Origin of the sequence: Bradyrhizobium sp. 195 (assembly GCF_023101665.1) — a bacterium.
Taxonomy (GTDB): Bacteria; Pseudomonadota; Alphaproteobacteria; order Rhizobiales; family Xanthobacteraceae; genus Bradyrhizobium.
In genome coordinates this window covers 7607887-7620562 of record NZ_CP082161.1, presented here as the reverse complement: position 1 = coordinate 7620562, position 12676 = coordinate 7607887, and the positions used below count along the sequence as shown (strand labels likewise).

The 12676-nt window shown below is 59.5% G+C and carries 10 protein-coding genes; 3 read left to right on the top strand and 7 right to left on the bottom strand.

What is annotated here, in order from left to right; translation table 11 throughout:
* Positions 1–214 precede the first annotated feature (214 nt).
* A complete protein-coding gene (locus tag IVB26_RS35480; RefSeq protein WP_247969569.1) occupies positions 215–1228 on the bottom strand; it encodes a hypothetical protein in 1014 nt (337 codons plus the stop codon).
* A gap of 260 nt (positions 1229–1488) precedes the next feature.
* Entirely contained in the window at positions 1489–2412 is a 924-nt protein-coding gene (locus IVB26_RS35475) for a hypothetical protein (RefSeq protein ID WP_247969568.1), read from the bottom strand.
* Positions 2413–2650: 238 nt separating this feature from the next.
* On the opposite strand from IVB26_RS35475, the gene IVB26_RS35470 reads away from it, so the two are divergent.
* From IVB26_RS35470 to IVB26_RS35460, 3 genes are read left to right on the top strand one after another with little or no spacing between them, the layout of a single operon-like run.
* Positions 2651–4351 carry an SIR2 family protein gene (locus IVB26_RS35470; RefSeq protein ID WP_247969567.1) on the top strand — a complete coding sequence of 567 codons (1701 nt, stop codon included), beginning with the start codon at positions 2651–2653 and terminating at the stop codon, positions 4349–4351.
* Complete coding sequence (locus IVB26_RS35465) at positions 4348–4935, top strand: hypothetical protein (protein ID WP_247969566.1); 588 nt, start codon at positions 4348–4350, stop codon at positions 4933–4935. Before IVB26_RS35470 ends, IVB26_RS35465 begins: the two co-directional genes overlap by 4 nt.
* Positions 4935–7382, top strand: coding sequence for an AAA family ATPase (locus tag IVB26_RS35460; RefSeq protein WP_247969565.1), 2448 nt, complete (start codon positions 4935–4937; stop codon positions 7380–7382). Before IVB26_RS35465 ends, IVB26_RS35460 begins: the two co-directional genes overlap by 1 nt.
* 146 nt (positions 7383–7528) lie before the next feature.
* Here IVB26_RS35460 and IVB26_RS35455 read toward each other — a convergent pair whose 3' ends face one another.
* The 5 genes from IVB26_RS35455 to IVB26_RS35435 all read right to left on the bottom strand — a co-directional run bounded on the left by IVB26_RS35455 (position 7529) and on the right by IVB26_RS35435 (position 12571).
* Positions 7529–8248 (bottom strand): hypothetical protein, encoded by a 720-nt coding sequence (locus IVB26_RS35455; RefSeq protein WP_247969564.1) that lies wholly within the window; start codon positions 8246–8248, stop codon positions 7529–7531.
* Positions 8241–9584, bottom strand: a complete 1344-nt coding sequence (locus IVB26_RS35450) for a PDDEXK nuclease domain-containing protein (RefSeq protein ID WP_247969563.1) — start codon at positions 9582–9584, stop codon at positions 8241–8243. Before IVB26_RS35450 ends, IVB26_RS35455 begins: the two co-directional genes overlap by 8 nt.
* Entirely contained in the window at positions 9581–10822 is a 1242-nt protein-coding gene (locus IVB26_RS35445) for a tyrosine-type recombinase/integrase (protein WP_247973351.1), read from the bottom strand. The genes IVB26_RS35450 and IVB26_RS35445 overlap by 4 nt, the downstream gene beginning before the upstream one ends.
* Before the next feature lie 140 nt (positions 10823–10962).
* Positions 10963–11589, bottom strand: coding sequence for a JAB domain-containing protein (locus IVB26_RS35440; RefSeq protein ID WP_247969562.1), 627 nt, complete (start codon positions 11587–11589; stop codon positions 10963–10965).
* 40 nt (positions 11590–11629) lie between these two features.
* Positions 11630–12571: a DMT family transporter gene (locus IVB26_RS35435; RefSeq protein ID WP_247969561.1), complete on the bottom strand. Its 942-nt coding sequence runs from the start codon at positions 12569–12571 to the stop codon at positions 11630–11632.
* Between the last annotated feature and the right edge of the window lie 105 nt (positions 12572–12676).

The window sequence follows — 12676 nt, the reverse complement described above, 5'->3', positions numbered from 1 at the left end:
TCGACCGAGTCTCGATGATTGCCCAAGGTCTCGATCTTCGGAAATACCACGATAATAAAGGCCTACGATTCCTGAGGGAGAAATACGTCTAGGTAAGTTAAACCTAAGAAGTTTCAGGAATTTCCAATCTATCGACATTCCTCTATCTGGCAATGCCGTCCTGGGCATGAGATTATCGATGCGTCGTTGGGGTAGATCGGGAAGAACACCAAGGCTACCTCCGCGGAAAGGTAGCCCGTCCCTCACGCCGCAAGATTCCTATGAAGTCATATGGTTCATCTGTTCGTGGTACGAACCAATAAAGCGCGAGCATGTCATCCCGGCCGCCTTGCTCGAAGGCGCTGTTCGCTGCGTATCGGAGATTAGCCTCGAATTGCTCTGACGAATTTGGCGCACCCACCATGACAGAGATGGTTTGCAGTCGCGCAGATGCCCCCTGCGTGAGTCCCGTAGTGAAGAAAAAGTCGGGGCGGCGTTTCACTTCCCGCAGCCCTTTTTGCATGAACCGCTCGATCATCCGCTGACCTTTGCCGTTCACGTTGAGGAGACGATGGCCAAATCTGGTCCAGCCTGATGGGCGCCGTCTCTCCAGCGAGCGGAGAAGCTCTTCCCAGAAAGGTGTGCGTTTGATTGGGGGCTTTGAAAGCTGCTGCATCCGTTTCTCGGAGTACAGTGGCGTGAGGCGAAGCGATCGTCCGTACCATTCTTGGCGCGCGCCATCGAACTCATCTTCCCCGAGATTGAATTGCGTCTCTACGTAGATCGCGAGCAAATCCAATTCGTCGGCGCGATAATTCGCATTCTGCTCGAGTTCGACCCTGCGGCTCAGATAGTGACAACGTTCGATCTCAAGAGACAAGGTTTCGAACACACTCTCCAAGTCGAACACGGACATGGACGGAGCGATGTCCTTGTCGACCGGAATAAGACCGACCTTTTTTAGCTGCGGCCAATGCGAAGAAAGGGGACCAACCGCATCCTGAAGAATGTTGATGCGGATCACTTCCCGCACCTCACCGGCGTTTACAACCCATGACCCTTGTTTGGTTTCAAACTCGATCGGTCCGCTTGCATTATTTACGTGTTTCTTCAACCGGAGTGATTGCTCGGAGGGCGCTACGACGAGTTCTTGAAGAACCTCCTTTAGACTCCCGATTGCGCCGCGGCTTGCCGGCGCGCTGATCTTTGCGGACTTTGCCTCGAAAATAAGCATCGTCTTATCGATCACCGCAACGATATCCGACTCCCACCAATTTTGACCCCCGTCTTCGCTCCATTTAACGGCGTCACGTACCTCCGCACTCGGCAGAAACTGTCGGATCACGGCACTTAGGCGCGCCTCGAGCCAATCCGCTCTTGCCTTCTCCGCAAGCTTTTTAAGGTTGGGCTTTGTAGCGCAGAGCGCTTCAAGGATTTCAGCAAGATGCGTCCCGACAATCTGCGGACCGCTGCAGAATACCTTGTGTGCATTGATCTCAATGAACGGCTTCAGGCGGACCGGGTTGCTGAGGTGGAGGTGTTGCAGAACGCCTCTGTGACATCTCCGAAGCGGAGCATAAGCGCGGATGTCACAACCTCTTTCAATGCGGAACGCTGCTCAGCCGGTGCGTCGGCGACCAGTTCGTCTAGGGGGAAAGTGAAGGCCTCTCGAAGTCTTTGCTCACTCAAATTCCAGAAGTGAGCATGCAGGCGGCGTTTGTCACGGTGCCACGGCACAGTTTCCGCTGTGACCCTTGCCGCGGCTTCGGGCTCCAAGCTTTTCACGTAGGCCTCGATCATAGCAGTCCCAGACTTCTTCTGAGCCCACGAGCGAAGGTGGCCGATATGCGCCTGGAGACGGAACTCCGATCTTTCCATGATCGATGACAGCATCGCGACCACGGCGCTAGCATCGCATCCAAAATGGTGGCGAAACGATGCGTTTACCGCGCTGGCAAGGCCTTCCGCATAGTCCTGGGTCTGATAGCCGCGCCGTGTTCCCCGAACTGCCAGCGTCCAGCTCTGGATCAGGGCGAGCATTTCACGCTGTTGGTTTGCGCGGAAATCGTTGGTTGTTTTGCACTTTGCCTTACCGCGGTAGGCCTGCCCATTGCGTTCGATCAGGTCGATCACGCGCTGTGTGACTGCGGGATAGTCGTCTTCATCATTGGGCACACCACGGGGACGTGCAAGGGCTAGTGCCTGAACGAGCTCGATATGGAATAGTTCGAGACCCTTTGTACCGATCTGCTTGATCCGATCCGGACCCCGCATAATTAAGGAGAAGCCGGCCCGCGCAAGGATTTCCAAAGCGTCGACCGAGCTGACCTCCTCGGTAAGGGTCTCGAGTGTCTCACTGAATTCGTCGCGGGCGGCCGAGCCCTGGCGATGCGCCAAGGCAACTTCTTCGTCGGTCAAATCGACGTCGTGCATTAGTGACACGTCATTCGCCTATCTTTTGTTTTGGCTGCGCTGCCTGCAATGACAGCCTGTCATCTCACGGAGAGCGCTCGAATACTACTTGTGGAAGCTGCTGTATTTATCGCTGCTTTGTCGAGCGGGCTTTATGTTTCGACGCCGTTCTGCCAAGGTTGAGAGGGATTCGCAGACTGTGTATCTCTGCGTGCGTTGAAGCCGTTGGCATCGGCGTGAATAAGGGGGGAGACACCGATTGCCGACGGCTGGGACCATCACGGTCAAAGAAACTCTAGATCTGCTGGACGGGGCTTTCCAGGGCTTGAGCGATAGCATTGCCCAAGGCGGCTATGCTTTCTGGCTTGGGTCGGGGATCTCCCGTGAGCGAGTTGTTGGGCTCGATGGGGTTCTGGAGAAGCTGATTGATTTTCTAAGGACACATACCACCGCTGATCCCGCGTGCCCTTACGGTAAGGCGCTAGAGAAAATCCTTGGAATGGCATCGCCTTCCGCCGATGAGCGCAAGGAAATTGATTTGGCTAAGCCCGTGGCAACTTGGGCCTGCCGCAAAGCTTTATTGGGCCGACTCTGGAACCAATACTCAAAGGTTCTATCAGTCGAGATACCCGCGGAAAGTCTTGACTATCTTCTATGGGTTGGCGTCGATTTTAGGAATACATTCTCAAATCAGAATCCCGATGCGGAGCATTTGGCAATCGGGATGCTTGCGCTCGAAGGCACTGTCACCGAACTCGCCACCGCAAACTGGGACGGCCTGCTCGAGGGGGCGATGAAGGCTCTGGGCCATTCCGATACCTTCTACCGCGTCACTGTTACAGGCGACGATCTGCGCGGTGCGGCCGCGGCGGCCAAATTGTACAAATTTCACGGCTGCGCACTTCGAGCGATCGAAGATGAGGGCAAATACCGACCGCTCTTAGTTGCTCGTTCCGCACAGATCACGAGCTGGATGGGAAACGACACGTTCAAGATTACTCGCGACCAGCTTGAAGCGCTGATCCAGCGCGCGCGCACGCTCATGATTGGCTTGTCGGCGCAGGACGAAAACATCAAAAATTTGTTTGGTCAGGTGAATGCGCACAAGGGCTGGAACTGGAAAGATGAGCCCGCGCCCATCGTCTTTTCAGCAAATGAGCTTGGTGACGATCAAAAAGATCTCCTGAGCGTCGCCTATGGTAAGGAATATGAAGCCAACCGCGAAGCGATCTGGAAGTCGGCATGCTTGCAGGCTTATGCAAAGCCGCTGCTGCTGGCTTTGTTGCTGAACGTGCTTACTACCAAGGCGAAAATACTGGCCAGTGACATCGTCGCACCGGGTCTTGGTGACAACGGGCATGCGAGGATCGCGCATGGCTTGACGCATTTGCGCGATCGTGCGGCTCAGGGCGCCGACGATGACCGGCTCCTGTTCGCGAAAGGATTAGCGGGCGGATTGGCGCGAGCACGGCACCAGCTGCAGAACGGTTCAAGCCCGGCGGGTCTTGCTGCTTATTTCCCAGTCGATGAGCAGCCCGCGCACCTTATGAAGGGTAAGCTGGGCCTCGCCAGCACGGGGCAGCGTGAAGCTGCCGCTGCAATGGGACTCATCGGGCTTGAGTGCGAGGCAACCGCTTGGGCTCCGGGCGTCGACGATCCCGCTGAAATCCGATCGGCCGCATTGCGGGTATCTTCAGCGACGGCAGAGGCACGGATTTTCTTCGCCGCAAACGACGATAATATTACCAGCTTGATGGAGTGTGGTGCATTCGACGAAGACGATGACGATGTCGTTGTGATCTGCTCAAGGCGGGTTACCGAACGGCAACAACGCAATCCCCGTTCGCGGCTGAGAAGTGGCAAGATCGCACCGCGGCTGATTGCCTTCGGGCCAATGCTGGCGGGCGCCCCGAGCCTCGCCGGCTTGCGAGAAGCCTTCCGAGATGAGGTTGGCTTATGACCACCAGTGAGAGCGTCGTCGAGATTCTTGTGCAGGAAGGCGGCTATCGCGAACTGCCTCGACCCCTAAAGGTCGGCTCCTTGTCATTTGAGTTCACCTCAGCGCTCGTAGCCGGCGAGCGCGCGAACGATCTGGTCATCGTGATTGAACTTAAGGGGGATACCGACGATGATGGGGTGATCCGCAAGGTGTTAGCGCTGACGCGAGCGCTCGATGTGATGCACTCCAAGCGGCCGGTAACCGCTGTCCTGACATCGGGCCAAGCGTCGGCGGACACCATACAATCGATTGGTCGGGTCTGCCGCGTGCTGCCCGTGGGGGCGCCTACTGGTCCCAAAGCGACAGACGCGGTGCGCGACTGGCTTTCGGTGTTGTTGCCTCTGGCTCGGCCGCAGGCGGCGGATACGCTGTTGGACTGGGAAGGGGACCTTCGGCGCGTTTTGGCCGCCAAGGCCGGTGACCCCTTGGTTGAGAATCTCCTTGCCGCCGCGACCCACGGCAAGGTTGCGGTTGAAGCCGCGCTAGTAGAATCGATCAGCGCTTCGGTCAAAGCTGCGCTCGCAGAAGACGAAGAGGACGACTGATGCAGCCTCGTTTAAAGACACTGGTGATCGAGAACTTCCGAAGCTTGCGGGGGAAGGTCGTCATTCCGCTCGACGCCCAGGTCGTCCTCGTCCACGGTACCAATGGAATGGGCAAGACCAGTGTCTTGTCGGCCCTTGAGCTAGCGCTCACGGGGAGGATCAAGCATCTCGCCGAAGACGGTGACGGCTATCAATCCTACCTAACAACACTTGATACGCCTGGCGGATCGGTTCAGCTAACGACCACCGCATCCTATCGCGATGGCGCACGATTGGGCGGATCGCTTGATTTTTCGAATACCGCGTTTACGCCTACACCGCTTCTCGACGCCGAAGACGCGAAATTTTTCGCGGAGCGCTGTTATTTGCCGCAAGCGACACTTGGGCGATTGCTCGAGCTATATGACGACAACAAAACTGATACGACGTCGCCACTTACCCAGTTCGTGAAAGAGTTGCTCGGACTAGATCCATTGGATGCGCTCGTCGACGGACTCTATCCCGCTTTTAACGTCGCTCGGGTGCGAAATCTCGTGCCGGAGTATCGACGCCTTGAGACGCTGCAGACAGCGCTGCGCGTGGAGATTTCAGGTTATGAGCGGTCGATCGAGACGGTCACCCGGTCATCCGCCGATCGACTTGCCGTTCTGAATGCAACTCTTTCGGGGCTGCGATCAGGGGATGCCCTAGTCGTCAGCGAAACCTCAGACGTCGGGGTCGTTCGGGCCGCGTTAGAGGTCGCTCGTGATGCTGAGCGTGACCTGACGGAGTTAAGCGGCGTCCGCTCGGACCTGCGTTCGGTGATGGAACGGTGGAGGACACTGCCGTCAGCCGACCTCAGCCATGACCTAGCTACAAAGGAGCGCGCCGAGCAGGCAGCTTTCGCGGCGGTGGACGCATGGCGTGCGGGTGACGGTCGCGATCTCATGGCGATCATCAGTACACTACAGGTCATTTTTTCTGACATTCCGGGGATTGATGACGGCCCCGAAAAGAGCCGCGCTATGGCTGCACGGCGCGCAGATGCGGAGGCGAGCCGCTGTGAGACGCTGGTTAGGGGCAATATTGAGGCGGCAGAGCGCGTCAACAATCTTAACACGACGATACAGCGGTCAACGACCCGGATAGCGGAGTTGAGTCAGGCACTGGCGTCGGGTGTGGATGACGCCAGGTCGCTCGCGAGTGCACTGGCGGGCGTAGCCCCTCACATCGCGGGCGAGACGTGCCCAGTCTGCGAACGGGACTTTACGGAAAAAGATGCGGGTCCGTTATCGGCACATATCGCGGCCAAAATTGCGTCGCTGACGAGTGAAGCCGGCCGGCTGCAGTCGCTGGCAACAGAGCGCGCCGAGGAGAGTAATCGCCTCGCGGTCGCCCAGCGGGATTTGCTCGCGGCAGCCGGCGGGAGGCTCTCGGACGAAGATAATGCGCAATTCCCCGTGCGCGCTGTTCAAATGCGCGGCGCCGCGCAGCGCCTAGATGCGCTCAGAGCCGTTGCAGTGGCCGGCACGGCGCTAATGGTAGATGCGGCGGCTGCGCGGGAGACGCTCGCCCTTGCGCGTCGGCGTGATGAGATCTCCACCTCACTTCTCCCAGACATTGAAGCACTTGTGACGGGATTGACTGGTCGGTCGCCAAGCAGCTTTGACAGCATTGAGTCCGCCATGGCAGACGCCGAGCGAACGCTTTCTAGCAAGGTGGAAGCTGCGCAGACCGCGGTGTCACACAGAATCCGCGCGCTATCAGAACTCGATCTCTACGCCAAAGACGTGGGGCAGATTGCGGACCTTAAGAGGCAGCGCGACACGGCGGTCCAGCGGTTTTCGATCGTTGAGGCGGCGGAAACTCAGGTTAGCGCCGGCCGCGAACACGCGAAAGGCGTTGCCAACACGGCGGATAAAGTGCGGTCCGCCATTGTCAAAAAGGTCTTCAACACTTCGCTCAATAAGATTTGGCGGGACCTGTTCGTCCGCCTAGCACCCTCCGAACAATTTGTGCCGGCCTTCAAGTTACCCAGCGGAGACGGTGGCAAGGTTGAAGCCGTGCTTGAGACACTTCACCGCTCCGGCAAAGTGTCCGGGTCGCCAGGCGCAATGCTGAGCCAAGGCAACCTCAATACGGCGGCGCTGACTCTGTTTCTCGCCCTCCACCTCTCTGTGCCGTCGCGCATGCCTTGGCTCGTTCTGGATGACCCCGTCCAGTCAATGGACGACGTTCATATTGCGCAGTTCGCGGCCCTCCTGCGTACTCTCGCAAAAGGAATGGGTCGGCAGCTGATCGTCGCGGTACATGAGCGAGCCCTGTTCGACTATTTGACCCTGGAGCTCAGTCCTGCGTTCGATGGCGACAGCCTGATCGCGGTTGAGATCGCTCGGAATTTCGAAGGCGATGCTATCGCGATGCCTCAGGCCTTCGGATTCGAAGCGGATCGCGCGATTGCCGCCTGAACTGGCCGCAATTGGCGGACAAGGTTCGCTAACGACCGGCGCTCTGGAAAATCCTGGCTGGAGGGGAGATCGTCATGTCCGCCGCAGGCTCGTGATGTCATTGTTAACTCACGGCAGATTCGGCGTCGATGAGTTCGAGCATGCCCTCAGCGATCATCAGCTCGATCGCTAAGTTGAGCGCTTCGTTCTCGCTCACAGTGAATGCTGCTCTGTCGTAACTGCTGGCGAGGTCGATGCTTAGTTCCTCGACCAGACGGAGAACCATGTAGATATGCAGGCGCATAGGATCTTCGGGCGAGGCCCACGTCGGTCTCAGGAAAATAGCGGGTCAGATTCGTCGGACCGGGAAGATTCTCCATCTCGCCATCCCAGGACGTCGCACTCTGAACTATATGATGCTGTGATACATGGGCAGCGGGTGATAGCCCGCCGTAGAGCCGGGCTAGCGATTGCTCTAGGGCGGCGATATTCGGAGCACCGTTGAGCTTTCGCCTATTTGCGCGGACAGCCTTGAGCTGAGCGAGGATTTCAAGTTCTTGGCGCAGCATGGCGTGCGCCTGCAGATAGCGCGCCTCTGCGATCGCTCTCTCACATGGTTCCAGGCCGATCACGAAGGCCGCGAACAGGGCATCGCGTTCGAAGGAGGTCTGATCACCTTCCACAATGGCCCCATTGATGCGCAGCAGACCGCTGGCAAGCACGCCAGTCACGAGCATGTGGGCGTCGATTAGTCGTCCAAAGGCGACCATGGCTTTGGCCTTCGCCTGATCTCCGTACACCTTCTGAACGGCATAGAGCGTGGCGGCCGGTTCGATCAGCGCCTGCTTGTGACGCTCGATAGCTTCGTCGTTGAGCGTCTCAATCATCGGCGTTCAATGCCTTGAGATCGGCGAGGAAGACCGTCCCAATCTCCACGGCCCGCTTCGCCGCGTCCGAGTCGACGTCTACGCCATGCGAGGCTTCGTTCATGACCCGCAGCGCGCCGAGCATCTGCTCGGTGCTGGCGGGCACCGGTCCCTGCCGTCGTAGATCGCGCAGCATGTTTATGATGCCAACGGGCCGATCGAAGACGAGGCCTCGTTCCGAGGCGAGGTCGCGAACCGCGCGCTCGATTTCGATGCGAAGTTTGACCACGGACATCAGCGGAAACTCCCGGGCGAATTCCGCCACAGTTGGGAGATCCTCCTCGAACTGGGGTGGGAGCGCATGGGAGAGTTGATACTGAGCGACGCCCATCGGCTTGCTGGAATCTCGCAGGGCGTATTCCACGATCACCTCGTTGCGCCCCTTGCACAAAATGATGCCGATCGTCGGCTTGTCATCCGGATGGCGCAATTTCTCGTCCACGGCTGACAGGTAGAAGTTCATCTTGCCCGCGAATTCGGGTTTGAAGTCCTCGATCTTCAACTCGATCACCACGAAGCAGCGCAGTCGGAGATGATAGAAGAGTAGGTCGAGATAATAGTCCTGTCTGCCGACTTCGAGGTGGTATTGGCTGCCAACGAAGGCGAACCCCTTGCCGAGTTCGAGGATAAGCGAGCGCAGATGCGCGATGAGACCACGTTCGAGATCGCGCTCCAGCATTTCGGGGCTAAGCGAGAGGAAGTCGAACGTATAGGGGTCCTTGAGGATTTGCTGAGCGAGCTCGGATTGCTCGGCCGGAAGGGTTCGCGAGAAGTTGGTCAGCGCACTGCCTTGACGAGCGAAAAGATTGCTGTCGATCTGGTGGGCGAGGACGTTACGGCTCCAGCCGTGCTCGATCGCTTGCCGGGCGTACCAGGTGCGTTCCTCGGACGCTTTGACGGCGTCAAGAAGGCGGACGTTATGGCCCCAGGGCAATAGTGCAACAACCTGTTGCACAATTTCGCTGTCGGGCCAGGCCTCGGCGAAGGCGCGCATATATTTCAGGTTTCGGGCCGAGAGTCCGGTCATCTCTGGGAAGGCTCGGCCGAGATCCTCCGCCAACCGATCGATGACCTTGGCGCCCCAACCCTCTCGCTCCTGTCGGCCGAGAATGTCCCGACCGATGGTCCAGTACAGGAGGACGAGCTCCCGATTGACCGAAAGGCCGGCCCGGTGCCGTGCCGCTGCGATTTTCTGTTTCAGATCGCCGACAAAGGCAGAGTAGCTCTGCAGGTCGATCTCGACGGTCGCCTTACCAGTCTTAACGCGGCGATGGGGCTTGGATGGTGTAGAACTCATGCGGCCATCTTCACGTGCTTCTTGGCAAGCATGGCACGGACGAACTTGTCCCATTTCATCATGCCAGCGCGTTTCTCGGCCATGTAGTTCCAGCGGTCGTAGTGCTTCGAGCTGACGTCCTGCAGGGCATGGTTTTGCAGGCGGTCGCGGACTTCCTTCGGGATGCCGGCCTTGCCCGTCAAAGTCTTGAAGGTCCGGCGCAGGTCGCGGTTCGTCACATAGGGGATCACGCCGCGGTCCCGCTGGCGCCACATGAACGAATAAAGCGTGCCGTGGCTGACGGGCTTCGACGGATCCTTGGCCGAAGGGAAGAACCAGCCGTATTCGTTGACGTTGATGGATGAGATCAACTCTGCGGCCAGATTCGGCACCGGAACGGCATGGGGCTGGTCGTTCTTGGTCGTGGACCAGTCGATGATCTTCTCCTTAGCGTCCCATTGGTCGATGTGGAGGCTCGCGATCTCCTCGACTCGCTGGCCGGTCAGCATGAGGATTCGGACCGCACGGGTATACGGCGGATGGACAGGCGTATCGGGGCACTCTAGCCAGCGATAGAGCTGGACGAACTCGTCTTCGTCGAGCCAGCGCGTGCCCTTGACCTTCGGTTCGGTCGGAATGCCGGTCGCCGGATTGAAGGGGATGCGGAAGCGCCGAGCGGATTGCTGCCGATAGTCGTTGTCTGACTTCATGCCCCAGCTAAAGGCCGCGTGCATGTACGACCGCACATGGTCGGCCATCGACTTGGCGCCGCGTTCGTAGATCGGTCGGATCAGTTCGATGATTTCCTCTGACTCGATATCGCGGGCGAGGCGGTTGCGCCCGAGCGTGTCCGCAATCTTGTTCAGGCCCTTTTCGGTTTCTTTCCAGGAGGGTTTGTCCGCAGCCTTGAGCGAAGCGACATAGCCCTCGAAAAGATCGGCCACAGTGCCAGGGCGCGTGTCGGTCGCGATTTTGATGCTTCGGCCCTTCTGGATCACGTCAGCGAAGTCGCGCTTGAAGATTTCTCGCGCCTGCGCGAGCGACATTGACGGGTAGGCGCCGAGCTTCTTCTTGGTACGCTTCCCGTCGCGCCACTGCTGCGCCATCCAGTCGGCCGTGACGCGCTTCGGCATGGGCTTGAGGACCAGGACGAGACGACCGGTGCCGCGCCCTTCGCCGTCGGCGAGGTTTTCTTGCTTCTGGCTCATCTCGACGCGCTTTAGCGCATGTCGGATTGCTGTGTCGGTCAGGCTTGGCATGGCGTTCCTCCTGGTCCCGCAACTGGGATCGGTCGAGGAGAAACGGGGATCGTTTGCTGGGATCGGAAAGCCGTTTTCAACCCCTCTAACCACCCCCAATTTGCCATAGTCGCCCCCTGTACGCAATGCACAAAAAGCGGCTATTTCATTGATATTTCAGCGGTATTGAGTGTGATCCAGCGTGATCGAAATGGGGTAGTGGGATGGTTATGCACCAGGATGAGGGCGGTCGCCGATAATTCCAGCGCGCGCTTGATCACCTCGCGGGGATAGACCGGGGTGTGGTCGACCGTGCCGGTCTGCTGCACCTCGTCGGCGATGAGCTGGTTGCGCTTGTCGAGGAACAGCAGGCGAAACTGCTCCTTGTCGGCGAACGCCATGCTGGTGCGGCAATAGTCGATCACCTCGTTCCAGGACGACAGCGCGTTGCGGCTGTTGACCTCGCCCTTTGCGACGCGGTGCGCCGCCGCGGCGATCAGCTTGAGCTGGTTGATCGCGGATTCGCCGATGCCGTCGATCTCGCGCAGCCGCGCCACCGGCGCATGCACGACCTCGGCGAACGAACCGAACGTCTTGATCAGCGTCTTCGCCAGAGGTTTCGTGTCGCGCCGCGGCAGCGCCGGAAACAACGCCATCTCCAGCAGTTCGTAATCGCTCAGCGCATCCGCACCCGCGCTGTAGAAGCGCTCGCGCAGGCGCTCGCGATGGCCGAGATAATGCGGCTCGTCGTCAGGCTTGCTCTTGTCGTGGTCCGGCTTGGCGGGCATCGGCCGCCAGCATCGCCGGGGACCTGCGCTTTTGCAACCGTCAATTGCGGGACGGCGCGCGCGTCGCGGCACCCGGCACCGTGACCGCCACCACCCCGGCGAGAATGAGCAGCATTCCGACAAGACTGGACTGGGTAAAGCGTTCGCCGAGCCATACGGTGCCGAGCGCCACGGCGAAGCCCGCACGCAGATAGCTGCCGCTGGTCGTGCCGAGCGGGCCGAGCGTGTGGATCAGGCGGAAATAGATCACCATCGCCAAGGCTGTGCAGACCACCCCGAGCGCGATCACCGCTGCGATCGCCGGCGCGGGCGGCTGTGCCAGCCTCCACGGCTGTTCGAGAGCTGCGGCGGTCGGGAGCATCAGCACCGCAGCGCAGCTCATCGCCCCTGCTGCGGTGACGATCGCGGGCAGGCCCGAAAACCGCTGCCCCCAGATTGGTGCGAGCGCGTAGCAGAGGCTCGCGCCGAGCACCGCCATCTGGGCCAGTGGCGACGCCGTGCCGATCCCGGACAGCGCATCGATGCCCATGGTCAGGGCTACGCCCGCAAGGCCGAGCACAACACCGACGATCTTCCGGCCGCCGATCGCCTGCCGTCCGTGCCCGGTCATAACAGCGATCGCCAGCACGAACATGGGCGGGGTCGCATTGAGCACGCCGGCAAGCCCGCTCGCGATATGTGCCTCGCCCCAACTGATCAGAGTGAAGGGCAGCGCGCTTTGCAGCAGCCCTTGCACGACGAAAGCCGCCCATACCGATCCTCGGCGGGGCAAGGCGTATCTCTGCGTGGCTGCGACCAGGATCAGGAGAACGGCCGCGATCGTCACTCGCGCGGCGACCATCGTGAAGGGCGGAATGGTCGGGATCGCGACCTTGATAAGCGTGAACGAGCTGCCCCAGATCAGCGAGAGCAACAGCAGAAGACCGATCTCGACCACGAGTGTGGTTTGTCCTGACGTCGTTGGTTGGGCCTGCGTTCTCATGCGATTTGCTCCGGGATCATCGGCACCATGATCCGGAGCGGCGGGAGAGGCTGGCTGAATTCGGACCTCATCGCCCGATCAGGTCCGATTTCAGCTACTCGGCGC